Source organism: Spirosoma aureum, from assembly GCF_011604685.1.
Taxonomy (GTDB): domain Bacteria; phylum Bacteroidota; class Bacteroidia; order Cytophagales; family Spirosomataceae; genus Spirosoma; species Spirosoma aureum.
The window spans coordinates 5896389-5922188 of the sequence record NZ_CP050063.1 but is presented as its reverse complement, the minus strand read 5'-3'; the positions used below and the strand labels follow the sequence as shown (position 1 = coordinate 5922188).

The window sequence follows — 25800 nt, the reverse complement described above, 5'->3', positions numbered from 1 at the left end:
AGTAAATGCTTTTTTGGGATCTATGTATATAGACAAAAGAGTACTATTTTTACCATTGTTTAGTATGGCATATAATTTGTTGTATTATGGCCGAGAATCTATACACACAGTTTAATCTTATTTGACGTCATGAAAACTTGTTTTTCGTCAGCCCCTCGTGACCTATTCAATATAGGTCTCATTCAAAATCCCCCCTTACAAAGTTCCCTTTTTAGTTCATTTAATCTACTTACCCTTTAATTCAGCTTTTATGAAAAAATTATCTACCTACATGTGTGGGAGATCTAATCTGAATCTCTTAACATGGGTCTTCCTCTGTTTATCGCTGTTAGTATCGACCAAGACACTGGCACAGCTAAGTAGCGCACCATGTAATACGGTCGCGTCGCTAACGAACCCTACGTTTGCCAATCTTACAGCAACTTCGAGCCAGCTTGCTATTGTTGATGAGTTTGCCAATAAAGGAAACCTGATCGATAATGATCCTTCTTTTTCAACGGCAGCTACCTTTTTAGCTGCGCTGGGTACTTCTGCCTGGCTAGAGGTAAGAGACCATAATGCTACGGGAGCGAATGTATATCCCGCAGGTAGCTTTGCTGGCTTTATTATTAGCAGCACCGTTAAAATTGGAGCAACTACAACAATCAGTACTTATTTAAGTACCAGCCCTACTCCTAATACACCTGTAACAACTAAGACATTTACGAACCTGGCGGAAGTTGGGCTTCTAAATGGCAAAACAAGAGTTGGTTTAATTTCAACAGGTAGTTTCGATAGAGTTCGCATTGATTTTGGAGGACTTGCGGCAACCATAAGTGTCTACGCACCCGTCATAGAAAAATTCTGTAATACATCACCTGCTCTGGCGTGCAATACGCCGACTTCATTGACCGCACCTGGCCATTCGGTTTATCTTAATCCAGATCACACTGGAATTACAACTGACGTTGCCTGCCTTGCCTGTACCATTACAGACCCAGATAATATAATTGATGGGGATGCTACCAATTCGTCCAGCATTGTTTTGACTGCTGGAGTCGCAACGACTGCATCAGTTGGTGTGAAAAATGCATTTGTTACGTACCCTGCGAGTACGTCGAGTACATTTGTCGGCTTTGATATCTCCAGTACAGCTTTAGTCGATTTAGGCGTTCTCGATCGGCTAACTATTTCTACCTATAAGACAGGCACCACCGCGGCTATACAATCCTTTACAGGGGCTAATCTTATTTCGACTAACAGTTCTCTATTATCTGGTACAGGCAGAAGAACCATTGGATTCTTAGCTACACAGGATTTTGATGAGGTTCGATTAACGGTTACTAAAGCAGCGGGCGTATCGTTGGCAACGCTTAATATATTTGGTGTTGTTGTTCAGAAATTCTGCGATGGCCCCAGCCTAGACTGTGCCGATAATGTAATTCCGAAAAATACACTAACTCCGCTTACCAGCCCAACTCACCCGGTGTATGTCGATGGCGCTAACACGGGAATTATAGGATTAGCCTGTGTGGGTTGTAGTATTAATAATTCGGAAAATGTAGTCGATGTCTCAACAACAAACTCGGCTACGATCGTACTGACTGCAGGGGTATCGACCAGTGCAACGTTTGCAGTGGCCAATGCCCTCCAAACCTATCCGGTCAATAGCTTTGCCGGATTTGATATTGAAACGAATTCGTTGTTGTCGGCTAACGTCTTAAGTACCGCCATCATTACATTATTCAACAATGGAACTGCGGTTCAAACCAGCACGACTAATGGACTAATAGTAGGTGCCGGCAGTAGCCCACTGTTGAATGGCAGAAGCCGTCAGTACATTGGTGTCGTAGCCAAAGTGCCTTATGATGAAGTGAAGATTACATTCGCCAATCTGGTCGCTGCCGACCTCGGATCGATTGTTATTTATAATGCTGTATTCGAGAAAACGTGTGCCAATATACTGGCATGTAATACAATCTATAGTTTAAGTAATCCATTGTTCCCTGTTGTCATTGATAACGCGAACACGGGAGTTACGGGCGTCGTTTCGGCGGCAACGACTGTTGAGAATCCATGGAATGTAGTTTCGGCAAGTACATCGGACTTTGCCAAAATCAACACGACTGCTTCTGTAGGTACGGTAGCGTCGATCGCTGTACTCGATGCGGTTAACACGTATCCTGCTGGTACGACTGCCGGTTTCATCGTCAAGAAAGTTTCCGGTATTCTGGCCCTCGATTTGTTTGCTCAGTTAACGGTTAGTACCTATAAGAGTGGAACCCTCGTAGAATCTCGGAGCGCAGGAAGCTTACTTGATGTATCGATAACATTATTTGGTGCAACCAGCGACTATTTCAATGTAGGCTTTGTTACGACCCAGCCTTTCGATGAAATTAAATTAAGTGTTTCGCCCCTGGTAGGTGTAGCTGCATTGTCGGCCCTGGGTGGTAGCCTGGATGTATATGGGGCCTTTGCCGATACACGCACATCGTCGGGTGGTGGTTTGGTTTGTGCTTTAAATACAAATCCTGATTTCGCGGTTACCAATAAGAATGTACCGGCCACGGGCAGCGTCAAGACCAACGACGTTGTGCCAGCCGGAACCACTTATGGCCCCGCACCGTCTCCAGCCAGCCAACCTGGCGGATCAACGCCAAGTCTGACGGTTAACTCCGATGGCACCTATACATTTACCAGCACAACACCTGGCGTCTATGTTTACAATGTTCCTGTTTGTGGCGCTGGTTTATCAGGAACCTCTTGTGCAACGCAAACGCTGACGATTACAGTTCTGGACCCAACGGTAACAACCAATCCACCTGTAGCCAATCCTGACTTTGCCTCTACTACAGGAGCGCCAACTAACCCAACTGCCGTTACCGTAAATATTAAAGCCAACGATGGCGCAGGTAATCCAGGGGGTACATTAGGGCTACCAACTATACCAACCCAACCAGCAAATGGAACTGCAACCATAGATGGAACTGGAAAACTGGTCTATACACCAACTGCAGGTTTCTATGGTACAGATGTGGTAACCTATCAGGTTTGCGAAACTCCTGGAAACTTGTGTGCAACTGCCACCGTGACCATTACCGTTAACGTACCGGGCAGCCCTGCTACTGTATCGATCAATGATGACTACATCTCTACGCCGACTGGTACTACGGCTACAGGCAATGTGCTCACCAATGACCTGGGAAATACGCTGACCGTATCGAGCCCTGGAACAACAGTAACTTCATCCGGTACACTGATTGTGACATCAAGTGGTAGTTATACCTTCACGCCAGCTCCAGGCGTTTCAGGACCTGTTACTTACACATACACGGCCTGTGACAATGCTTCGACTTGCGGAAGTGCTACACTGCACATACTTGTTGGCCCAGGGTTACCTGATTTAACGCCAATCATTAACTTACCCTCGAACAACTTTACGACATCTGGTGCCGATCAAGTTAAAAACTTTACGGTGGGAATCTATGAGTTAGTGGGACAACAGACATCCAGTGGCAATGTAGTCTTTACGATTACAGCTCCATTTGGCTATACCCTGGCCTTTAACAGCAGTATAACGTCTATCGATGTATCTGGAGGTGGCACCGTTGCCGTTAATAATACTAATTGGGCAGTCACTTCTGATAATGGTTTGCAACTGACGCTAACGATTAAGCCTGGGCAATTTATTGCTGCCAGCCCGGGAAATTCGATCATTGGGTTTACTATCACTCGAACCGTAGCTAACTCGAACGGTACAGCTAATATTACGGCGAATGTGACCGATGATGCGTCGAAAACCTACGATAGTAACCCGGTAAATAATATTTACGCCAGAAATATCAACGCTTTATAAACATTTAGGTAGTGCCAAGTACTTTTGTTTAAGTATTTGGCACTATCTTAACCCCCAAATACAGATAAAGTCATTACGTTTGTTGAATTGTTAAACTAAAAGCTCTAAATCATGACCAGAAAACTTTTACTGGCGTTTCTATTGGGTGCAGCAAGTTGGTCTGCCAGTTATGCGCAGGATCCTTCTGTAGGAGGAATCGCTTCAGTGCCAAACTCCATTTCGACAAGTGGCACCGGTACTGTACAGGCAAACTTTGGTAATGGAAGTTCCACTGCTATCCCCCAGGCTAACAATGCTACTTACACCATCAATCTACCCCCGAACATTGGGGTAACCGGTTCAAGCTTCTCGCCATCGGCTCCCGCCAACCTGAGTGTTACGATCGGTACGTATAGCCCGGCAACAGGAACAACGGTTACCATTGTTAGTAGCTTAGGCCCCGTTCCAGGAAATGCCAATTATCTATTTACCTTGAATGTTGTAGGCTTAACTGTAACGGCTGGTGCGCCCATAAGCATCAATGCAGCTAGCTTTCCTCCTGTAGGTACCAACGTTCCTGGTAATGATAATGCCAGTGGCTCTATTATTGTCACTGCTGGCCCATTACCTGTTTCGCTGGTTTCTTTCACTGCAAAAGCACAGGAAAACCGTACGGTGGCTGTATCTTGGATCACCTCGCTTGAAACCAATAATAAAGGGTTTTTAGTAGAGCGCAGTAAGGATCTCAAGCAGTTTGAGCGCGTAGGAGAGGTGAGTGAAGTCGCTGCAAACAGCAGTGCCCAGAAACATTATCAACTCATTGATCAGACGCCTTATTCGGGTACAAGCTACTATCGGCTGACGCAAATTGATCTGAGCGGGAAAAGCACAAGCTTCCCGGCTGTCTCAGTTGTGTTGCGTGAAGGAGAATATGGCGTATCACCCAATCCTATCAGTAGAGATCAAGTCTTTAAGTTGAGTTTAGATGAACCTGAAACAGCGACTATTAAATTCCTGGGTATCGATGGTCGGGTACGATCGTTGCAGAAATCAGGGATCGAGTCGGGTAATCTGCTGCTGAAATCACCGAGCAATCTGTCAGCAGGGATTTACATTATAACGGTCGAAGAGCGTGGTCAAACCCGCCAACACCGGATCGTTGTGGAGTAGTTTCAGTTTCCTTGAGGCTAATCAATCCACAAGTAGCGACCCGAGAGTGGTTATGACTCTTAGAAAAAACTCATTCAAGACTTTAGATCTCATTATAATGAATAAGAACATCAAAAACTCGATAAGTCCTTCCGGCAAAAAAGCCTATAAAACCCCCAAGCTAAAAGTGCTGGGCAATGTTAAGAAACTAACCTTAAAGACAGGTTCTAACACGGATGGTTTTGGAGGCCATTTCTAAGCGAGCCTAGGTCTAGGCCCTCGTTTTAGTTCATGAGTAGCTTGGTTTGTCTCTTATTTGACGAACCAAGCTATTTTTATTAATTTCCAGTCTAGTATATATACTTTATGGCCTTGACACCCAATACACGACTTCAGCGAGTACCAAGTCAATCTTCTTCAGTGCTAGGTAATGAAACCATTGTTTTAAATTATGAAATTGGTAATTACTATGAACTGAATGAATTAGGAGGATTTATCTGGTCACTTTTAGACGCTCAAAACGTAATTTCTGTTGAAGAAATTAAAGAGAAAGTGCTTGACGAATTTGAGGTAGAAGAGTCGGTTTGTGAGCAGGAATTAACTTCGTTTCTAGAATCACTTTTAGATGAAAAACTTATCGAAACAACTAACTAGTTTCACTAGGTTTATCGAGCTAAGTTGGTATAAAAAATTCCTTTTAGGTAAGGCTTTTATTGTACTGGCTGTTTATAAGTGCCTTTTGTTCATTTTTCCGTTCAATTTCTTTTTCAAGAAGTCGATCAATGCAATTCCCTCAAATTCTGCCCCAGTTGAGGAGAATCTTGTAGCCACAGTCTGGGCCATCGGCGTTGTGAGTAATCGAATTCCATTGGGGTTTACGTGTCTGGTGCAGGCACTTAGCGCAAAATGGCTCTTGAAAAAATACCCCGATGTCCACATTTGCATCGGCGTGCATAAAAGTACTAGCCAGGCGTTTTCAGCGCATGCCTGGGTAGTCTATAAAAATAAAGTCATTCTTGGTGAACAGGAGACTCAAGTATTTCAGCCCATTTTAGAATGGAATTAAGTACCTATTATTACACGGCGTACGGGCTATCGATTGGTTCTGAAATTGCGCTTTCTCAGCTTAAAGAAATACAACCAACAGCGGTCGATCTGGTTATTAAACGAGGCAGAATCCCTCAAAGCCCACCGTTGGAACCTACAAAAGTTTATCGTAGTGGCTTAAATGCACAGTTTGCCCAGGCGGGTTTAGGTTGTCTGTGGCTAGATTGGTCTCCTCTTCTGTCGTTTATGGCGATAAACGGAAATGAGTTGATTCTGGATACTGATCAAACTGATGAAGACCTGCTTTCACTGTTTACATTGAGTGAGGCAATTGGGCTAATACTGTTTCAAAAGGGTTATTTTTTGCTTCATGGAAGCGCCATTCAGTTAACTAATAAAGGAGTCGTATTTTTAGGGCAGCCTGGCGCAGGTAAATCGACAACAGTAGCGGCCTTTGCCCAAAAAGGCGTGCCGGTGCTCAGTGATGATATGGTTTGCATTCGGCTCCAGGAAGGGAAAACCCCCATGCTTATTCCTGCTTTTTCTCAGATTAAAATTTGGGAGAATACAGTCAATGGACTCAATCTGAATAGAACAGACTTAACGCCAGTTCGTGAAGGATTAACTAAATTCTCCTGGCATGAATCCGTTTCGTTTGCTCAGGAAGAAGTCCCATTAGCGCAGATTTTTGTATTGGAGAGCCCCAGCGAATCGGAGAATACACTAAAGCCCATATCAAAAAGCCAATTGCCAATTGAATTGCTCAATCATTTTCCTTTACCAGACTCGCTGCTAACCGGCAATAGCCTGAAAGATTATTTTGAAAAAAGCATCCTGATCGCCAACACTACCCCGCTTTACAAAATGAGTCGCCCTTCTGATTTTGTAAAGCTACATCAGTTTGTCGAGTACATTAAATCGACATTGTAAATGATGCCCGGTCGTACTCCTGAAATAGTGCTTCTGCAAATGGCCTGTACGATTGAGCCGTCAATTGAAAAGAAAGACCAAATCAATACGTTTCTGGCTCAAACGAAAATTAACTGGAATCGATTGTATACACTGGCTGAGCGGCATCGGCTCACGCCATTTTTGTACAATACGATCCAATCGCTACCGGAAATTCCTGCTAAATTTCTAGCAGCACTGCGAGCCAGTTATCAGGCTTCGACAACGGATGGCATGCTGAAGATCCATCATTATCGACTTCTGGATAAATTACTGACTGATCATGCGATTGCTCACATTGCCTATAAGGGCATTTATCTGGCCGAACATTGTTATCCAAATGGAAATTTTCGGATTAGTGGGGATCTTGATGTATTGGTCAGCGTAGCAGATGCTTTTAAAACTACGCAACTATTAGAGAAGCATCAATACCGGTTAAATAAAAAACACAAATTGTATTACGAGGATGGAGAGCAGCGCCTGCTCACCGAATTATCAGAAATTAGTCTTTTTAAACTATTCTATAATGATAGCTATTTTGATGTAGATCTTCATTGGAAAATACTGTGTTTCAATAAAGATTTTGCCTCGTTTGATTTAAATTACATTCTGTCTCACAAGGAGTTTCAGAATGAGATTCAGGTTGTTTTGTTAGTGACGCATCATGGCGTAACGAATATCTGGCAACAACTTTACTATATCAATGATCTTTACTTCTTACTAAACAACAGAGCAATTGACTGGGCGTGGCTAATGCAGGAGATGCACCGGTATGGTATGGAGCGGATATTTCTGGTAGGCCTGTACTGGTGTCAGAAAATATGGAATTTGACACTACAGACATCGATTCAACAGTTAGTCGATACGCCTGGTGTTCATAAATTAGCTGATAGTTATGAGAAAAACTGGGAATCCAACGAACCCGTTGCCTTGAGCAGACAAGTGCTTGATCAGTTCATTTTTTTTCTAAAAGCTCAAACTCGATTGAAGGTTCAGGCGAAAATCTGCATAACGTTTCTTACCAGTCGGGTATTTAGAGCAAGCACATTTAAAATAGGTAAAAAACTAATTTACATTCCGAAGGAACTGGGGTTTTTAACCGTATTCATCCGGGCATTACGATCTATGTATAAGTTTCTACCTGCTTCTCATTAAGCTATACAGGCAAGCGAAAAGCGAACTACAATTCGAATTCATTGGACAAATCAACTTTTTCTGAATTCAATTTGGCGTCTTGGAGCGATCCCAGCCAGAGTGACAGGTAAATAATACGACTTAATAGCCAATTGTAGCGGGTCTTTTTAACGACCGGCATTTTTGGGTTGAAAACAAAATCAACAATTTGCGTAAAAATGCCGCGATCGATTACTCCCCAGATCGGATGGTTGGGAGACGAAAACTGATCGTAAGTAGACTGGTAGAGTTGCTTCGCCGAAAGATTGCCATATTCGACAAAATTGGCTTTGGACAGTCGCGATACAATGGCTGGTGGCAGCACATCGTTTAACCCGTTCCGGATCAACCCGCGGCCACGACCATTGTCGAAACCTACACCCAATGGCGTTGCCAGGCCTATTTCCATGACATTCTTATCGAAAAAAGGGAATGAGTATAGATGGCCGTAATAAGCACCAATGTGATTCAACTGTTCATTACAGATAACATTGGTCGTATTTAGAATCTGACGGATCGGTTGATTCAATTCAGCTTCTAAAGTTGTTGTTAGTTCTTTCGTCGATAGTTGTGACCGAAGAGGAACGCGTTGCTTGAATTCGTTGCTAAGGGCATTGTTGATGAGTGATTGATGAGCCAGTTTGTCCTTGATACGTTTGAAACAATAAGCAAGGATAGCGGTAGAAGATATGCCAAAGAATTTTTTTTGAGAGCGAAGCGTGTTGAAAAACGTACTCAGAGACTGAGCTTTAGCTTGTTTTTTTAGTTTGGTGCCGATGAAGTACAGAATAAACTTCTCAAATTTTGTCTGATCGTTGAGTCGGGGCCAGTCGTCACTAACATAGCGCAGATTTCTGTCGCCGGGAGCGATAAATTGTTCGCAGGCTAAAAGCAGATTCTCCCAATCCTGAGCATCAAACAACTCATCGAGAAAATCAAAACAGGTTGTGATGATGCTATCGCCGTCGTGACCGGTTAAGAGAATAGCACACCCCACTTGCTGCGCTTCCAGCGAAACACTCAGGTGAAAACTGGACGGAATAATAAAATGCTCAGGCCGGTCAAAAATTGTATTAATTTTCAGTACGGATTCCAGCACATCCGCAACGGGATGAACGGTATGATGCTGAACTGGATACTGATCAATCACGGCCTGCACGTATTCGCTTTCGTCGGCCGATGGTAACTCGGTATCGATATTGAATGTATGCAGTGGAGAGCGATGTTGCTGAGTCAGTATTGCCTGCGCCATGCAACTTACCGACGAAGAATCCAGGCCACCGCTCAAATGAGATCCGATACTGGATTCGCCCTCGACTCGGCTATCAATAGCAGTTATGAAGTAGTCCCTGAACAGGGTTGAATAATCTTCCGGTCGGCTAAGTCCTTTATACTTCGACAGATTAATTGTCCAGTAGGCGTGTGTTTGTTTGCGCTGGGCAGTTACCTCCAGATAATGGCCGGGCAATACACTATAGATGTTTTCGTAGAATGTCTCTTCTGAATAAGGAACGTAATCGGCAATCCAGGTGAGGTACTCTCTGAATTTATGTTCATTCGGCTTGATAATAACCTCACGAAGGGCTAATAACGCCTTAATTTCTGATGCGAAAGCGATGAAACAAGACGGTTGATACACATAATACAGTGGCTTTACACCTAATGCATCACGCCCACAGAAAAGGGTCTGCTTTTGAACATCCCATAAGGCTACAGCAAAATCGGCATTGGGTTCGTCAAATCCAGCCGGACCACTCTTGCTGTAATTCGTCGTGAAAGGATGACTCGTTGTAACATTGGAAAATAAGTCGGCATCGGCAGTTGCGTAGATTGGTGCTGTTGGATTGACCTCAATTGAGTTGCCGAAATTTAAGAATACCCCATGATCAATCGATTGACTAGTGACTTTGCCCCGATGCCCCAATAATTTTATTACATTGGTTGTGTCAGCAAGTTCTATGGCCTGCTTATCAAATCGGATTATTCCAGCGATTCCGCCCATAATTGAAACTCTGCAGAGAACTCTGATAAACTACTATCTTTCGTATCTTCGCTTCGGCTTAAACACCGTTTATCAAGCCGCCAAAGGTACAATAAGTGATAATGCCATTCTATTTCAATAACTAGTAAGCCGCCTGAGCATGCTTAAAAAATGCAGTCTGTATGTATTTGTTTTACTGATTTTTTGCCTAGGCGAAAGCTGTCAGCGAGAATCATTAGGGCCAGCCAGCGACGATTCTGCCTATTTTCCCCTCCAGATCGGTGATTACTGGATTTATCAGGTGACACAGGATACCTATTCATCCATCAATCCCGTCACAGAACACATTTATCAGGTTCAGGAAAAAATTAGTAGTTCATATAATCAGAACGGCCAGTTATTTTTCCTGATGGAAGAATCCATTAAGCGAACAGCACAGTCAGATTGGCAACTTACGACTATTCGGACGGTCTATAAAAATCTTACGCAAGCCGTCAGTCTGGATAATAATGTGCCGGTAGTAAAGCTGGTTTTCCCGATTGCCCCAACCACTTCCTGGAACACAAATCTGTACAACTCCAACCCGGATACGTTGCTTCGGTATGAAGATCAGTATCGTTCATTTTCGCTCGGAAAACTCAACTTTGAAAACACAGTTTCGGTACTAGGGGCCAACGATTCGACCCTTGTGAATCTGGAAAAATATCGTCGGGTATATGCCCGGAATATTGGCCTGGTTTATCGGGAAAACGTTTCGCTGGTCTATTGTCAAGCCTCAGCCGATTGTGTCGGAAAAGGGATTATCGAATCGGGGACCAAACAGAAATGGGAACTAGTTGCCAGCAATCGACTGCCTTAATGCTGCCACAAAACTTTTCCCGAAAACGTCTGCGTTCGACCATCTTTCCAGATCAGTTGCAAAGAGTAGGGGTAGACCCCAGGTGTGGTCCCCTGCCACAAAATAGAATTTTTACCCGTTTCGACGGGAAACGTATGATCGTATATTAGTGCTCCCAAGAGGTTATAAATCATCAGGCGCGACTCGGTAGGTAACTCCTGCACATTTAACGTCAGGTCAAATTTGGCGTATGATGTAGCCGGGTTTGGATAGGTCTGCAAGGTAATTGGCTCATCGCTGGCCAGCACCTTCATGTCCAGAATGTAAGGTGGCTGTGTACGATTACCACTGGCATCTTTTCCAATCACAATGAGTTGATACGCTCCCCCGGCTTTGAGCGACAGGTTTGTTCGAACCTGTAATTGATTGGCCGAGACCGAAGCAATCGTAAAGGCCGTAGTGGAAAGCTTTTGCTGAGCACAGGTAGCACATTCTTTCAGGTAAAGCTCAACCGCACTCGTGTCTTTGGCAGAAAGTGGATTTTCATCAATTAAATAGACATCGATCTTAGGGTTCGGGTCGACAACAGCCCCATTTTCTTTGACGGCTCCATTAATGAAGACGTTGAGTGTTGGGCTAACTACATCTGGCAGCGCATCGACAGGATAGCTACTGCTCACTTCCGCCTGTGCCCAGTCAATAGTCAGTGTGGCTTTGTTGTTGGCTTTATCTAATTCGGTGATTTGATTCGTGGGGTCAATCAATATGTCAATTGACTTCAATGTTTCATCTTTGGCAATCGTGTACGACAGCGTATCCTGATAGCGAAATGAATTGAAATAAACCGTACTACTGGTGGCATTGTTACCGGTCGTTTTTTTGAGAGACAAACCTATGGACTGACCGGCGACAAATTTGCCTAAGTTGACCAGGGGAATGACTACCCGAATCGAATCGCTGCTTTTGATCGAACTACCGGCCACCGAAGACTGAATATAAATTCCTTTCTGAGCAACCGCGAAGTCAGGATTTGGCAACGGATACAGACTAAGGGCCGGATCGCCCTGTAAAACCATCTCCAGCAAAACAGACTCATCATAAAGATCAATACCTTCTTTCTCAAGGGCAACATTTAATTGCTGCTGGAATTTCCCGAAAGGCATTCCCAGCGAAGAAGGGTCCGTAAATAAGCTGCTATACAGTTTAGTTAGATACTTGGTTGTTGGCTGTTCAAAACTTAAATAGGAGTGGGCTAACACTAAGGCTGATCCTTTTTCGGGAGCCAGCACCCAGTCGGTTGATAGGGTGGTGAAACGGGAAAAAATTTCGCCTACTCCGCAACCATTAAAAATCATGAGCGGATAATTTTTATTCCGGTATCCATTTTCCAAGGGTGAGGCAAATCCGAAGTTCATATCGGTTATAGCTGGACCGGCATGGCCAAAAAACGTGATCAGACTAACGCCATCATTTACCAATGGAGCTATGTTGATCGGCTCAACTTCTTCGTAAGTATTGCTTTTACTGAATGAGCTAACCTGGCCTCCCAATTGCCCATTTTTGAAAACATCGCCCAGTTGACTCATCGTTGAGCGCAGGCTTTGCGCTTCGCCTTTACTTTTCCCCCCACTGATATGAATGATGTGTTTACGCCAGAGCCCGTTCGGCGTAGCATTCTCCAATTGCTTAACTTTCTCCAGATAAGTCAGTACCTGGTCGTTTGTCGTAACATTGAGTCGGCCAGTCGAAATGGCGGGAGAATTTAACGGAAAGCCGTTTAATCCCGCAGTGAGCAGAATATCGGAGCCAGGGTAGCCAATCGTAGGCACCAGATCATCGGTCGCCGTTTTTACATAATACGGATAACTGCACGCTTTACCAACCAGCAGAAGATTTTTTACGGGCGCATTCGCCAGCATAAACGCAGCGAAACGACGGAGTGCCAGCGGCCCTTTTTCGCCATAATTAAACTGATCGAACAGGGAATCTGCCGCTACGATAAATGGTTTGTAGTTGCCGCCCTGAGCTGAAGACCGGTAATTGGCATAGGCCGTGGCAGATTGTCGAAGCGATGAGTGGGTAACGATCAGGTAATCGGCAGTTTGGGAGAATGTACTTTGAAAACGAACTGCACGTATAGCCAGTGGTTTCGCTACCTGGTTGGTAACCAACACAGAACGCTTTCGGGAAGCATCACTGACAACAATGAGTTGTTGGCCACCACTTGCCTGGATTGCGACGTAACGGCAGTTCGCCTTATCGGTAATGTCATAGGCAAACGAGGCCGAAGGAATATCGGTTAAGGCTAACAGTGCAGTCTGGCGCTGATTGGCGGGTATGTTAAACACTTTCGATAACTGACCTCCCATGGCAATGGACTGCGGGTACGTGAGTTTTACATAGGTTATCGAAAAATGATCGATAAAGCCATACACTTCAGCTTTGAAACGCAGTGTAAGCTGGTCGTTCAGAATCGTATTCGGGTTGATCGTTTGCTGGAAGGTCTGGCTAGCGAACCCTGGGAGAAGTAATGACGCTAATGGCGTTGGGGTAGGCCCATCCAGTTGAACATTTACTTTGTGCGTCGAATAGTCTCGCCCGTTTACCATTCCTTCGAGCGTAACTGGCCAATTAGCGGATACTCTACCCGTTAATTTCATGGTAACCAAACCAACGGAATCAATAGTCAGCAGCGGCCCTGACCAGCCTTCTCCTGGCTCGAAATAACTGTGTTGTAAAACGGGTTCGAGACCTTTCAGATTGTTAAATGTATACTCACTGGTGAACGCCTGAACGGTTTCTTCGATATGAAATGGTTCCGGTGTTATTCCCTGCGCTGAATTGCTGAGTTCGGGTACGCGTTTGCCTGCCTGTGTAGGGCTGCTGGTCAGGAAATAAGCGGCCTCATCAGAATATAACGTTTGGTAGGGGTGTAAACGCTTTTGGGGCCTGTATAATAAGGAGTCCTGGCTGCCGTCGTTTCCTTCGCCGTAGAACTCAACATAATCCTGTTCGTTGAAAACACCATCCTGTTGACCCACAATGCGAATAGACATTTCCTGGCCTCTGAAAAACAACTGCCAGTTGGCTGGGTTCGTTTGCAGCAAGGAAGCATCTGCCGTTTTGATGTCCTGATAGCTGATGCGGTAAACAGCCGCTTTATTGATCGTGAACTTGAGGTACTTCTGGCCCGGTCTGATCCATTCATTGCCAAACGGATTCTGAGCGAACAAAGCCAGCGCATTTACGAAGAAATAAGCTAGAAGTACCCCTTTTTTCATACACAATTGAGCTTAGTTGACGCTTCAGATCGGGTTGCTATGGATTTCCTCACAATACATTTCCGTGAAAAGGAAACATCTTGCAGGAAATTGCCGCAGGACTAGCTAGCTACACGTAGAATTCAGGTCAAATTTGTTTTCATCAAAGATAATGAGATCACCTGAATTTAATGATTGCTGTTAGTCGCCAAACAGTACTTGATCAAAATCATTGCCAAATTAAGTTCGTACGGTATAAAAAAAGAGCCCTACAATGATCCAATTCGACAAGAATCGGTCCTTGTAGGGCAATTATGGCATTCAATACGTCAGGAGGGCGAAGAAATAGGGTAAATTAATCCATTATTTGAGCCTTCAGCCGATCAAATAACGTATGGTCTGATTACGCTTGTTTGGTAACCTGAATGTTTAAGACAAGCCGTACATCATCGCTGACAACGACGCCACCAGCTTCTGTAACACCGTCCCAGGTTAAGCCAAATTCTTTACGCTTAATGGTTCCCGTGACTTCAAAACCTGCTTTGGTCTGGCCGTAGAAATCCTGCATCTGACCACCATATTCGGCTTTCAGTTTTACAGTTTTAGTAACACCATGTAAGGTTAGGTCGCCAATGAGATCGTATGTGTCGTCGCCCGTTTGCTTGAACTGAGTTGACGTAAAGGTCAGTTTTGGGAATTGTTCTGCATCGAAAAAGTCAGCTGATTTCAGGTGGCCGTCCCGTTGTTCGTTACCAGTGCTAATGCTATTAATATCGGCTGAGAAGGTAATTTTTGAATCGTCAAAGTCATCGCCAACCATATCTAATTGACCATCAAACTGACTGAACAGGCCAGTTACGGTCGATACCATCAGGTGTTTTACTTTGAATTGTACTTCCGAGTGCATCGGGTCAATAACCCAGGTGGTGGCGGTGGTTGTTTGAGCTTCCATGATTCTTTGAGTTTTTAAATGTTTGATAATGCTTGTAAGTGCATTTAATGTATATACATTTAATTGAGAAAAAATGTTTCATAGCTTTAGATTAATTTTTTGTGAAGCTGCTGAAGTTGTCAGATTGGCGTAGCAGGTAAAGCCTGAGAGAGCTTCGATGCGGGCGCTGAGAAAGCCAGATCAGAATCGAAAAATCTTAGCTTATATCCGTTGTTTTCTATGGTAATTGGGCATTTTTTAGGCACTTTTGCCTCTTGATTTTTGTTTTATTTATGTATTAAATTATTAAAAAATGCCCAACTGGTTCCTCGGAAAAATCCGTTATCAGCAACCCATTGACGACTCGAATGTGGGATCGCGGAACGAAGAATTTATCAAGCAAAAAACGGTTACGGAAGCTTATCTGGTCGATGCCGTCAGCTATACGGATGCCGAAGGTCGGCTCTATCAGGAGATTGCGGCCAACACACCCGACTTTGAGATTACCAATATCTCCCGCATGAAACTCGCTGATGTTTTTCATCACGAAGATGGGGGCGAAACCTGGTACAAAGTGAAGGCGATGTATATCACCGACGACGAAAAAACGGGGAAGCAGAAAAAGACGCCAAGTATCATGCTGGTGAACGCCGAGACGCCGAAGCAGGCCTACGAACGTGTAGAGCTTAGCCTGAAAACCGCTCTTGATCCGTTCGAAATTACGGACGTCAATACAACGAAGATTCTTGAGGTTTTCCCGTATAACGAGGAAGAAAAGCGTAATCTACGACCGCTGAGCGAAGTTATTGAAGCAGCTGAATAATGGCTGAAATCGTAAAAAAGGGAGCTAACCGTTGACGGCTAGCTCCCTTTTTTATTAACGCCCCACCAGGTTGACCTGATTGAGTTCCTGTCGTTTGTGTCCCTGTGAGTCTGTTATTTCAACGACTTTTACCTGAGGGTCGAGCAGGAGTGACCGGGATGACTGGGACAAAAAGGAGTTTCCATAGCTAAATTCAATCTTCTGTTTTTTGCCGTCAGTAAATGTCAGTAAGGCAGAGACATCTGTTGGTCGCAGACGAACGGATGGGACAGATTTCGAATTTCGGAAAACACATAATCTGCCCCGGTTTTGCGTACTCACCAGAAGCTCATGGCCGTCGGCGCCGGCCAGTTGGGCAAGACCTTTAGCGTTTCCGGGAACATAAAATCCGCTTGCTGCTATAGATTGAGCGGTAAACTCACCTTTCCCATCACCTCGAAGCCATAAGCCGTTCAGAGCATCGTAACGACCCATCATGACTTCACCGCTAAAGTCGTTGCCAACAAGCATCACATCCAGATTTCCGTCGCGGTCAACATCATCAGCCACCATGCCAAAAATAGGTGCTAACTGGGCTGGCGTAGGCAGTGCATGTAAGGTGAACGTTCCATCGCCCTTATTTTCAACATAGGCAGATTGTAGGTAATTTGCTTCAAGAACCAGTGCTTTCTCTCGTTCTTCGGGCGTCAAAAGCTTATCGATACTGGCCTGAGTAAAGTCTTTGTAGAGCGGAAAACGCTTCCGCATGGCAATCATCTGTTTAATCAGATCATCGCGTCCGTGGAAGGTGAACTCCCTGCTTTTTCCGTTTTCATCCGGTATAAAAATGGTCGGAATGGCATCATAAAAGCCGTTGTTGTCAAAATCACCGGCATACATACGAACCGGTTCCTGATCACTGGCCCGCATACGAGCGTTCTGACCGAGGTTACCCGCTATGTAATCCATATCGCCATCCTGGTCAAAATCACCCGCTACTAGTGAATTCCACCAGCCTTTTTGATTCTGTAGCTTACAGTCAACAGGTTGCAGTTTCCCCTGTTGGTTTTTAAGCAGCGTGAGCGGCATGAATTCTCCGGCCAGCATCAGGTCGGGCCAGCCGTCGTTGTTGTAATCGGTCCAGAGCGCATCGCAAACCAGGCCCAGATCCTGCAAAGCGGGCGCAACAGTTTTGGTCACGTCAGTAAATTTCGCCTGACCCGGTTTGGAGTCATTGCGGAAGACAAAACTTGAAACCGGTTTGGGGTAGTGATCCGGTTCAACGCGTCCTCCAACAAATAAATCAAGATCGCCATCACGGTCAAAATCAACTGCCTTGACACAGGATTTGCTTACCATACAGCTTGGCAGCGCGTTTCGGTCGAGCGTAAAGGATCCTTTCCCGTCGTTTATGTAGAGCCTATCCTGGAAAGTTGGTGAATTCGCGTTTCCTTCAATGCTGCCACTGGCCACATAAAGATCGAGGTCGCCATCATGGTCGGCATCAAAGAGCAACGTTCCCATGTCTTCTTCCGGTTTGTCTTTGGCATTGGCCATGCCACCAACCGTCTCTACAGCAACGGCTACTTCGGGCAATAGGTCTTTTTCAATGAATGAGCCGGTGGCGGTTTGGAGGAGAAAATGACCTTTGTTCATGCGCGAACCACCAATGAACAGATCGTCTAACCCGTCGCCATTAACATCGCCGACCGATACGGCAGGGGCAAACTGAGAGAGTTTATGAGGCAGTAACTTCTGGACGTTGAAATCGATGTATTCGGGTTCGTAATGCTGATAGGTTATCTTCATTGAATCGGTCACCTCCGTAAACAGACTAGCTGGCTGAGGTTTCGGTTGAACCGGTTCGTGGGCATTGCGCACATCGACGGTCAGAACCTGATTCGTCGCTACATTACGTAAGACCTGCTGCTTTTGCGGAGTACCGTTGAGACCGGGCCAGATGATGTGCACCTCGTCTATCGAGGAAACATCGCCAAGACCAAAATGAGCGACGGCTTCTACAGTAGACAGGTAGCCGCGGTAAGGACTGTGCTCATAAACCTGCTGTTTGAAGCCGATAGACGGTTTTTTGTCATAGTAAATCTCGACAATGGCACCTAATCCATTCCGGTTCTGCGCTTCACCAATGAATTTTATGCGCAGATAATTCGATTTGTCGGCCTTGTTCTCGACGAGGTTATTCCGATACACAAAGGCCGAATCGTTGATGTTGTTAACCACGTAGTCAACATCACCGTCGTTATCCAGGTCGCCATAAGCGGCCCCGTTTGAGAAGGACGGAAGTTTGAGTCCCCACTTTTCCGTTACATCCTCAAAAGTCAGATCGCCTTTATTCCGAAAGGCATAATTGCTGATTTTAATAACCGGAATCTGGGCAAGCATGAACGACTTTGTGGCAACTCGCTCGCTTTGCTCGCGGAATGAGCCGAAATCCCGGTCAGTTACATCTTTAGGGAAACCGTTCGTAATCAAAAGATCCCGATAGCCATCGTGGTCAAAGTCAATCAGGTTGGGCGCCCAGCTCCAGTCCGTTTCAGCGACGTCGCTGAAAAGGCCAATATCACTAAATACGGGATGCTTGCCCGATGCGGTGGGCGCAGTCCCCTGATTCAACTGGAGCGTATTCCGGGTGAATTGATACGTATGTTTAAATTGCTCATTGTTGAGGTAGGTCTGGTAATTATTGGCCCCCATGAGCATTTTCTTGCGGTTGTTATCGCGCGGAAGCATGTCAACCGCTACGATGTCTGCCAGGCCATCATTGTTGATATCGGCCACATCGTTACCCATGGCAGCACCACTGGTATGCTTAAAATACTGTGCCGCCTGATCGGTAAACCCTGTATGGCGGTTGCTGCCATCGTGGTTATTGATATACAGCAGATCGTCGGTCAGGTAATCATTCGTTACGTAAACGTCTTTCCAGCCGTCCCGATTTATATCGGTTATGTTAAGTCCAAGCCCATAGCCTTCGCTTAGAATGCCTTCCTGTTTGGAGACATTCGTGAAAACCGGATGACCCAGCGTCGGGTTAGGGTCATTTCGGTAAAGCCGGTCGGTGGTAGGAGAGGAGCCATCCACGATTCGATCGCGGTAAGCGTTGGGATTGTTTTCGATGGTATTCGTCAGCACGTAAAGGTCGAGGTCGCCGTCGTTATCGTAGTCGAAAAAAGCTGCGTTCGTGGTATGGCCATCGTCGGCAATACCGTATTCTTTTGCCATTTCGCGAAATACGGGAGATTGCCCCGGCTTGGCCCCCTGATTGACGAACAGCATATTTTCGCGTTTGGCGGCTATTTTGCTGACTGTTGCCCCAACGTAGATATCCAGCCAGCCATCATTGTTGATATCGACCAGGGCTGTTCCCGAACACCACTTTCCATTGCCGGTTACACCCGCTTTCTGAGTAATATCCTCAAATTTGAAATCTCCCTTGTTGATGTATAAACGATTTGCTACCTGATTGCCCGTAAAAAACAGATCGGCTAACCCATCATTGTTGAAGTCGCCAATGGCCGTACCTCCTCCGTTATAGACATATTCGAAGTCAATAATATTCATCGTATCGTTTTCGATGATACGATTAGCGAATGTAATACCCGTTTCGCTGGCGGGCAGTAACGAAAAGAGAGGCTTATCACAGGCCGTTAACAAAAACGTAAGGCCAATTACTAGAAAAAGAGAAAGAGTTCTCACTAGGCGGTAAAGACAGTTACTTAATTAGATTCAGGTGGAAACAAAAATACGATTACAGGAAGATATTTCATAAATTATTGGAGGGCCATTGACCGTTAACTAACTCATGGCTTACACAATTCTAAAACGGACTTATATAATTATGAAGTTTTACAAGGCGTGTTTGCTTTTGTAAGTAACCGTTTTTACTTTTGACCCACTTATGAAACGCACTCTGTTCCAGCTACTAAACCTATTTATGGCCTGTGTCATACTGCTCAGCAGTACTGGCTTTGGTTTGGTGGAACATACGTGCCAGATGCGAGGCAAGAAAAAGACAATGGTTGTTGTCTTTAGCGATGCCAAATCGACATCAGGTTGTGCCATCCATAAACAGTCGGGCACGTCGGACAAAACGATTATTAAAAAATCGGAATGCTGCCAGGATGATCAGCGTTACGAGAATGTAGACGTTACTTCATCACTAAGCCAACTCGTCGCCAAATTCGTCAAGAATATAACCGAGTCTATTCTGGCGGGTGTTACAGTGATGCTTGCATGGATTGCCGATTGGGTTTTCGACAGAAGTGCATCTGTTGCGGTTAACGTTACCAATGACCCTCCTTCACCGTCCGGTCGCGACATTCTGACTCGCGCTCATAGTCTCCTTATTTGATTCGTTGATGAATGCACATTTCCGGTGTCTTTCCGACACGGGCGTATCGTGTTTATTCATTAATCAACGAACTCATGAAACTCCTTTTTTTATGGATGGTTATGCTGGCTGCGTCGCCAGTACTGGCGCAATCTGATTCCATTGCAACCAAATTACCTACTGTTCCAGGCCAGGAAGTGGCTGTTCGGGGAATTATCAACGAAACCGTCAATAACAGGCGCATACCACTTGCCGGAGCAACCGTACGTTGGGCAGGCACAACAAATGGTACGGTGACCGACTCGACTGGTCGGTTTCGGCTGACTCAACATCCGACTGTCAGGCAGTTGATTGCCAGTTATGTAGGCTATCAATCCGATACGCTTACAGTGACGAATGTAGCTTCAGAAGTAATTATTACACTACGTTCTGAACGGACGTTGCAGGAGGTGACCGTTTCGGGAGCTCCTGGTCAGATCGATCGAATAAATCCAATTCAGACAGAACTAATTACCCAACGGACACTGGCGAAAGCCGCCTGTTGCAACTTGTCTGAAAGCTTTGAGACCAATGCATCGGTAAGTGTCTCGTATAGTGATGCCGTTACCGGCGCCAAACAGATTCAGTTTCTGGGATTGGGTGGGCAATACGTGCAAACGAATGTTGAGAACATTCCGACTGTGCGTGGACTGTCTACAACTTTCGGGCTTAATTACATCCCAGGCACCTGGATAACAAGCATTGATGTTGGGAAAGGAGCTGGTTCGGTAGTCAATGGTTACGAGTCGATGAGTGGCCAGATGAATGTCGAGTTGCAGAAACCGGATGACAAGCAAACCTTGTTTCTGAATGGCTATGTCAACAGTTTTGGGCGATATGAAGGCAACATCAACTGGTCGAAGCCAATCGGGGCCAATCGAAATAGCCCGAATCAGTTATGGCCGGGTCATAAACAGTCACAACCCACAGAGCCAAAGTGGAGTGTAGGCGTTTTAGGGCATGCCAGCACGCTCCGGACAGAAATTGATCAGAATAACGATGGCTTTCGTGATCTACCCCTCTATACGCAGGTTAATCTCATTAATCGTTATAAGTACAACGGCGACCGGTATATGGCCCAATTTGGGGTTAAAGCACTCTACGAAGACCGCGATGGCGGGCAATTGTCGCGGTTTGAAAGCCAGAGCAGCCCACGTTATAGCTTTTTGAATACAACAAAACGGCTGGAGTTTTTCTCGAAAACGGCTAAACTCTATCCCGACAAACCCTATAAAGGTCTTGGATTGATTCTGAATGGTGTCCATCATGAGCAGACGGCCCGGTTTGGATTTGCACCTTATGACGGTCGGCAGCAGACAATATATGCCAACCTGATTTACCAGACGATCATCGACAATACCAACCATAGTATCAAAACCGGACTCAGCTATCTGCTCGATGATTACCTAGAAAATTACAAAACGATCAAAACGGCCCGAACTGAATCGGTACCTGGGGTATTTGCTGAATACACCTACATCTATCCTGAAAAACTAACCCTGGTGGCTGGTGGTCGGGTCGATTTTCACAATCTCTACGGCACGCAGTTTACGCCCCGGCTTCATCTGAAATATAACCTGACCGACAATCTCAGTCTGCGGGCATCGGCTGGGCGAGGATTCCGGGTGCCAAATCCATTTGCCGAAAACTTCGGCTATCTGGTGAGTTCAAGAGCAGTTTTTTTGAAGGAGCAACTCCGTCCCGAAGTGTCGTGGAATTACGGGCTTAGTCTGACCAACGATTTTTTGATATTTAGCAAAAAAGCCTCCTTGACGGTCGATTATCATCGAACAAATTTCCTAAATCAGTTGATTGTGGACATTGAGCATCCTCGCGAATTGTATTTCTACAACCTTCAGGGAGCTTCTTTTGCCAACAGCTTTCAGGCAGAACTAAATGTACAGCCAGCCAAACGCTTTGAGCTAAAAGCGGCTTACCGGCTGTTCGACGTCAAGCAAAGTATGGGCGGGCCATTTGGCGAAGAGCGGCTGCTCCCCAAAATGATGGTTAGCCGCGATCGGGTTTTGCTGAATGCAGGGTATGCATTGCCGTTCGATAAATGGAAATTTGATGCAACGCTCCAATGGAATGGACCCCGGCGGATTCCTTACCTACGCGAGGGCTATGTTCACACCACCTATCAAAACATGCCGGTTGAATTTGCACCGGGTTTCTACAACCTTAACGCACAGGTAAGTCGGGCATTTCGGAGCGGGTGGGAAATCTATCTGGGTGGCGAAAACCTGACTGGTTTTAGGCAACAGAACCCGATCGTTGCCCCAAATGATCCATTCGGCCCCAGCTTCGATGCTGGAGCTCAGGTGTGGGGGCCAATCACGGGTCAAATGGTATACGCAGGCTTTCGTTTCAAACCTCAGCACTAAAAAGATTATGACACTGACCATCCGAAATATGGTGTGCGATCGCTGTAAACGGGTCGTGCGCGAAGAGCTTGAAAAGCTCGGCCTGACTGTTGGGCGGGTTGAACTTGGCGAAGTAGATGTCACGACTTTCCCGCCAGCTGTTACGCTTGATACCGTTCGACAGGCGCTACAGGCCAACGGGTTTGATCTGGTCGACGACCGGAAGCAACTGCTCGTTGAACACATGAAAGTGCTTCTGATCAATGAAATCCAGCACCTGAAAGGCGATCGACTACCTACAGAAAACTATTCGACTTTTCTGGAACGCAAACTCGGTTACGAATACTCCTACCTCAGCGGCTTGTTCTCAGCGAGTGAAGCTCATACGGTCGAGAAATACATTATTGCGCTGAAAATTGAGAAAGTAAAAGAGTGGCTGCGATACGACGAGTTGACATTGAGCGAAATTGCCTGGCGCTTGGGATACAGTAGTGTACAGCACCTGTCGAATCAGTTTCGGCAGGTAACCGGGCAAACTCCGGGACAGTTTCGGAAGGGAGCACTAGTTGAACGACGAGGCCTGGATACAGTGCTTAAAAGTGAATGAGTGAAAAAGATTTGTACTTAGTGCCAGTTGTAAAACTCGTCCGTAATTATATAAAAACCGAATCCGCTTAAGGTTGTTATTTTGTCAGACCAATGGTGGTCAGAATTAGCCAAACTTAACTACTATCATGGAAAACATGACAATGACCTCTCACGTGGATACCTGTTTCGATTGCGCAAAAGCCTGCGAAGAATGTGCCACTGCCTGCATCGAAGCGGGTGATACCGACAGTAAAGGCCACGATATGACGGCCTGCATTAAACTTTGCCGGGATTGCGCCGATATCTGTACGTTATGTGGTCGTTTAACTGCCCGTGGATCGCAATTTATGAAATCATTCATGGCGGTTTGTGCAGAAGCCTGTGAAGCCTGTGCAGCTGAGTGCGAAAAACATGCCAGCCACTTTGCGCATTGTAAAGCCTGCGCTGAGGCTTGCCGCAAGTGCGCCGAAGAATGTCGACAGATGGCTGCCTAATACTAATTAGGGATGGTACTTTATAAAAATACCATCCCTGATTTTCTCTCAACAACCTGATGAAAAAGTTAATTTTACTTGCCCTGTTTTTTATCAATGGCTTTGCATTTGGCCAACATCAACATCACGAAGGGATGTCCATGCCGGGCATAAAAAAGCAAACTGAAAAGAATCCGAAGGCTGATACAACTAAACCGATGGATCATTCCGGGCATCCGGGGATGAAGATGGATGATTCCATGAAAAGTATGCAGTCGCTGAATCATGGCCTGACAATGGATACGACAATGGGTATGACTCATTCGCTTTCGCGCTACTTGTCGATGAACCGGAACGGATCAGGCACGTCCTGGCATCCCGACAATACGCCCATGTATGCCTACATGAGTCACCCGACATCAAAAGGGTGGAGTTATATGCTGCACTACGCTATTTATTTGCGTTATACGAGTCAAAATGTCAATAATGCCGATAGACGTGGGCATGGGCAACAATTGGGTGCGCCGAACTGGTTTATGGGCATGGCACAACGTAAAGTTGGGCAACGTGGACTGTTTCAGGTGCGGGCCATGCTGTCACTCGATCCGCTCACGGTTGGTAATGGTGGGTATCCATTGCTATTTCAAACGGGTGAGACGTATAAAGGCCAGCCACTAATCGATAAACAGCATCCGCATGACCTCGTTTCGGAACTGTCGGTTAGTTACAGTCATGCGTTTAGCAAAGACATTGATCTGTATGGATACGTTGGTTACCCTGGCGAACCGGCACTCGGTCCACCCGCATTTATGCATCGAATTTCGTCATTCAACAACCCGGATGCACCGTTGAGCCACCATTGGCAGGATGCTTCTCACATTCTGTTTGGTGTTGCCACGGTTGGGTTTCGATACAAGTGGGTAAAAATTGAAGGGTCAACGTTTAAAGGTCGGGAGCCTGACGAAAACCGTTATAATTTCGATAAACCAACCTTTAATAGCTATTCTTATCGATTGTCAATAAATCCATCACCAGCATTGGCATTACAGTTTTCGCAAGGATTTTTGACTGACCCTGAAGAAGCCCATCCCGGAGAAAATGTTACCCGTACTACGGCATCAGTTTTGCATAGTAAAGGACTAGGACCTGGACGTTATGTGTCTTCGGCATTTGTCTGGGGGCGGAATGGTCATGATGGTGTGGGCGAAAATTCGTACCTGGCCGAAAGTAGTTTGCAGATCGACCGGATTGCTTTTTATGGGCGCTACGAAAACGTTCGAAAATCGGCCGAAGAGTTAGGTATTCATAGTGAGGAGGTTAGCCAGGGCGTGAATGCTGGCTCAATCTATACGATAAATAACCTGACGCTTGGCCTAAACTATCGCATTGCCCAGCACTTTAATACGGATCTGGTACTGGGTGCACAAGTAACGGGTAGTATACCCGATCAATATCTGGAAAGCAACATTTACGGCAAAACACCGATTTCCGGACAGATTTATCTACGTCTGACGCCCAGCCTGATGACAATGAATAAAATGCACCGAATGAACGGGCACCATTCTAATTAAATTTTCGTTTTTAAATCACTATAAACCAGCTACTAATATGTTGCGTAACCTGTTTCTGACCGCCCTGACTTTGCTAATGATCGTGGGCAGCCTTTTCGCTGGCGCACCGAACCGCGATGACAAAGAAAAAGAAGTAAAAATCAAAACGTCGGCGATATGCGGTATGTGTAAAGCACGCATCGAGCGCAATCTGGCGTTTGAAAAAGGGGTTAAAGAAGCCGACCTGGACGTTAAAACAAAAGTTGTAACAATCAGATACAATTCGGCTAAAACGGATGTGACTAAATTAAAGGCAAACATAAGTAAAACGGGTTACGATGCCGAAGAAGTACCCGCTGACGAAGTCGGTTATAACAAACTGCCAAGCTGCTGTAAAAAGGGTGGCGGCACAAATCATCAATAAGGTGTTTTTATATTGAAAAAGCCCAACATGACTGCATGTTGGGCTTTTTTATGAATCAATTGTGAAGAA

General features: G+C 45.5%; 19 protein-coding genes. 15 read left to right on the top strand and 4 right to left on the bottom strand.

Features of this window, described 5'->3' with window-relative positions; translation table 11 throughout:
* Positions 1-250: 250 nt before the first annotated feature.
* The 7 genes from G8759_RS23570 (at position 251) to G8759_RS23540 (ending at position 8113) form a co-directional block, all read left to right on the top strand.
* Positions 251-3835, top strand: coding sequence for a beta strand repeat-containing protein (locus G8759_RS23570; RefSeq protein WP_167213459.1), 3585 nt, complete (start codon positions 251-253; stop codon positions 3833-3835).
* Positions 3836-3946: 111 nt separating this feature from the next.
* Positions 3947-4984 carry a T9SS type A sorting domain-containing protein gene (locus tag G8759_RS23565; protein WP_167213456.1) on the top strand — a complete coding sequence of 346 codons (1038 nt, stop codon included), beginning with the start codon at positions 3947-3949 and terminating at the stop codon, positions 4982-4984.
* A gap of 97 nt (positions 4985-5081) precedes the next feature.
* Positions 5082-5222, top strand: coding sequence for a hypothetical protein (locus G8759_RS23560; protein ID WP_167213453.1), 141 nt, complete (start codon positions 5082-5084; stop codon positions 5220-5222).
* Between the two features lie 107 nt (positions 5223-5329).
* Positions 5330-5617 (top strand): PqqD family peptide modification chaperone, encoded by a 288-nt coding sequence (locus tag G8759_RS23555; protein WP_167213450.1) that lies wholly within the window; start codon positions 5330-5332, stop codon positions 5615-5617.
* The gene (locus tag G8759_RS23550; RefSeq protein ID WP_167213447.1) at positions 5589-6029 is read left to right on the top strand and encodes a lasso peptide biosynthesis B2 protein; all 441 of its coding nucleotides are present in this window, start codon (positions 5589-5591) and stop codon (positions 6027-6029) included. Before G8759_RS23555 ends, G8759_RS23550 begins: the two co-directional genes overlap by 29 nt.
* A complete protein-coding gene (locus G8759_RS23545) occupies positions 6020-6940 on the top strand; it encodes a phosphoenolpyruvate carboxykinase (ATP) (RefSeq protein WP_167213443.1) in 921 nt (306 codons plus the stop codon). Before G8759_RS23550 ends, G8759_RS23545 begins: the two co-directional genes overlap by 10 nt.
* Complete coding sequence (locus tag G8759_RS23540; RefSeq protein ID WP_167213440.1) at positions 6941-8113, top strand: nucleotidyltransferase family protein; 1173 nt, start codon at positions 6941-6943, stop codon at positions 8111-8113. It begins immediately after the preceding gene.
* Between the two features lie 25 nt (positions 8114-8138).
* Here G8759_RS23540 and G8759_RS23535 read toward each other — a convergent pair whose 3' ends face one another.
* Positions 8139-10133 (bottom strand): asparagine synthetase B family protein, encoded by a 1995-nt coding sequence (locus G8759_RS23535; RefSeq protein WP_167213437.1) that lies wholly within the window; start codon positions 10131-10133, stop codon positions 8139-8141.
* A gap of 139 nt (positions 10134-10272) precedes the next feature.
* Between G8759_RS23535 and G8759_RS23530 the strand changes: the two genes are divergently transcribed.
* Entirely contained in the window at positions 10273-10971 is a 699-nt protein-coding gene (locus tag G8759_RS23530; RefSeq protein ID WP_167213433.1) for a hypothetical protein, read from the top strand.
* Here G8759_RS23530 and porU2 read toward each other — a convergent pair.
* Both porU2 and G8759_RS23520 read right to left on the bottom strand, forming a co-directional pair.
* Positions 10968-14231 (bottom strand): putative type IX secretion system sortase PorU2, encoded by a 3264-nt coding sequence (porU2, locus tag G8759_RS23525; protein ID WP_167213430.1) that lies wholly within the window; start codon positions 14229-14231, stop codon positions 10968-10970. The two genes, G8759_RS23530 and porU2, sit on opposite strands and share 4 nt — an antisense overlap.
* Positions 14232-14613: 382 nt before the next feature.
* Positions 14614-15162 (bottom strand): YceI family protein, encoded by a 549-nt coding sequence (locus tag G8759_RS23520; RefSeq protein WP_167213425.1) that lies wholly within the window; start codon positions 15160-15162, stop codon positions 14614-14616.
* 292 nt (positions 15163-15454) lie between these two features.
* Here G8759_RS23520 and G8759_RS23515 point away from each other — a divergent pair, with 292 nt between their 5' ends.
* On the top strand, positions 15455-15964 hold the full coding sequence (locus tag G8759_RS23515; protein WP_167213422.1) for a DUF4494 domain-containing protein: 510 nt from the start codon (positions 15455-15457) through the stop codon (positions 15962-15964).
* Between the two features lie 54 nt (positions 15965-16018).
* Here the strand turns inward: G8759_RS23515 and G8759_RS23510 are convergent, their stop codons facing one another.
* The gene (locus G8759_RS23510) at positions 16019-19660 is read right to left on the bottom strand and encodes a VCBS repeat-containing protein (RefSeq protein ID WP_167213419.1); all 3642 of its coding nucleotides are present in this window, start codon (positions 19658-19660) and stop codon (positions 16019-16021) included.
* 202 nt (positions 19661-19862) lie between these two features.
* On the opposite strand from G8759_RS23510, the gene G8759_RS23505 reads away from it, so the two are divergent.
* The 6 genes from G8759_RS23505 (at position 19863) to G8759_RS23480 (ending at position 25731) form a co-directional block, all read left to right on the top strand.
* The gene (locus tag G8759_RS23505) at positions 19863-20315 is read left to right on the top strand and encodes an HYC_CC_PP family protein (RefSeq protein ID WP_167213416.1); all 453 of its coding nucleotides are present in this window, start codon (positions 19863-19865) and stop codon (positions 20313-20315) included.
* Between the two features lie 74 nt (positions 20316-20389).
* Entirely contained in the window at positions 20390-22717 is a 2328-nt protein-coding gene (locus G8759_RS23500) for a TonB-dependent receptor (protein WP_167213414.1), read from the top strand.
* Positions 22718-22724: 7 nt separating this feature from the next.
* Complete coding sequence (locus tag G8759_RS23495) at positions 22725-23303, top strand: AraC family transcriptional regulator (RefSeq protein ID WP_167213411.1); 579 nt, start codon at positions 22725-22727, stop codon at positions 23301-23303.
* Positions 23304-23430: 127 nt separating this feature from the next.
* Complete coding sequence (locus G8759_RS23490) at positions 23431-23778, top strand: four-helix bundle copper-binding protein (protein ID WP_167213406.1); 348 nt, start codon at positions 23431-23433, stop codon at positions 23776-23778.
* Between the two features lie 59 nt (positions 23779-23837).
* Entirely contained in the window at positions 23838-25328 is a 1491-nt protein-coding gene (locus tag G8759_RS23485; RefSeq protein WP_167213402.1) for a hypothetical protein, read from the top strand.
* Between the two features lie 37 nt (positions 25329-25365).
* Positions 25366-25731, top strand: coding sequence for a heavy-metal-associated domain-containing protein (locus G8759_RS23480; protein WP_167213397.1), 366 nt, complete (start codon positions 25366-25368; stop codon positions 25729-25731).
* Positions 25732-25800: the final 69 nt, after the last annotated feature.

Excerpts from the sequence above, each read along its gene's own strand:
- G8759_RS23565 (WP_167213456.1), top strand. The coding sequence starts at position 3,947 with ATGACCAGAAAACTTTTACTGGCGTTTCTATTGGGTGCAGCAAGTTGG.
- G8759_RS23495 (WP_167213411.1), top strand. The coding sequence starts at position 22,725 with ATGACACTGACCATCCGAAATATGGTGTGCGATCGCTGTAAACGGGTC.
- G8759_RS23545 (WP_167213443.1), top strand. The coding sequence starts at position 6,020 with ATGGAATTAAGTACCTATTATTACACGGCGTACGGGCTATCGATTGGT.
- G8759_RS23485 (WP_167213402.1), top strand. The coding sequence starts at position 23,838 with ATGAAAAAGTTAATTTTACTTGCCCTGTTTTTTATCAATGGCTTTGCA.
- G8759_RS23555 (WP_167213450.1), top strand. The coding sequence starts at position 5,330 with ATGGCCTTGACACCCAATACACGACTTCAGCGAGTACCAAGTCAATCT.
- G8759_RS23530 (WP_167213433.1), top strand. The coding sequence starts at position 10,273 with ATGCTTAAAAAATGCAGTCTGTATGTATTTGTTTTACTGATTTTTTGC.
- G8759_RS23500 (WP_167213414.1), top strand. The coding sequence starts at position 20,390 with ATGAAACTCCTTTTTTTATGGATGGTTATGCTGGCTGCGTCGCCAGTA.
- G8759_RS23570 (WP_167213459.1), top strand. The coding sequence starts at position 251 with ATGAAAAAATTATCTACCTACATGTGTGGGAGATCTAATCTGAATCTC.
- G8759_RS23540 (WP_167213440.1), top strand. The coding sequence starts at position 6,941 with ATGATGCCCGGTCGTACTCCTGAAATAGTGCTTCTGCAAATGGCCTGT.
- G8759_RS23560 (WP_167213453.1), top strand. The coding sequence starts at position 5,082 with ATGAATAAGAACATCAAAAACTCGATAAGTCCTTCCGGCAAAAAAGCC.
- G8759_RS23515 (WP_167213422.1), top strand. The coding sequence starts at position 15,455 with ATGCCCAACTGGTTCCTCGGAAAAATCCGTTATCAGCAACCCATTGAC.
- porU2 (WP_167213430.1), bottom strand. The coding sequence starts at position 14,231 with ATGAAAAAAGGGGTACTTCTAGCTTATTTCTTCGTAAATGCGCTGGCT.
- G8759_RS23480 (WP_167213397.1), top strand. The coding sequence starts at position 25,366 with ATGTTGCGTAACCTGTTTCTGACCGCCCTGACTTTGCTAATGATCGTG.
- G8759_RS23520 (WP_167213425.1), bottom strand. The coding sequence starts at position 15,162 with ATGGAAGCTCAAACAACCACCGCCACCACCTGGGTTATTGACCCGATG.
- G8759_RS23490 (WP_167213406.1), top strand. The coding sequence starts at position 23,431 with ATGGAAAACATGACAATGACCTCTCACGTGGATACCTGTTTCGATTGC.
- G8759_RS23535 (WP_167213437.1), bottom strand. The coding sequence starts at position 10,133 with ATGGGCGGAATCGCTGGAATAATCCGATTTGATAAGCAGGCCATAGAA.
- G8759_RS23505 (WP_167213416.1), top strand. The coding sequence starts at position 19,863 with ATGAAACGCACTCTGTTCCAGCTACTAAACCTATTTATGGCCTGTGTC.
- G8759_RS23550 (WP_167213447.1), top strand. The coding sequence starts at position 5,589 with ATGAAAAACTTATCGAAACAACTAACTAGTTTCACTAGGTTTATCGAG.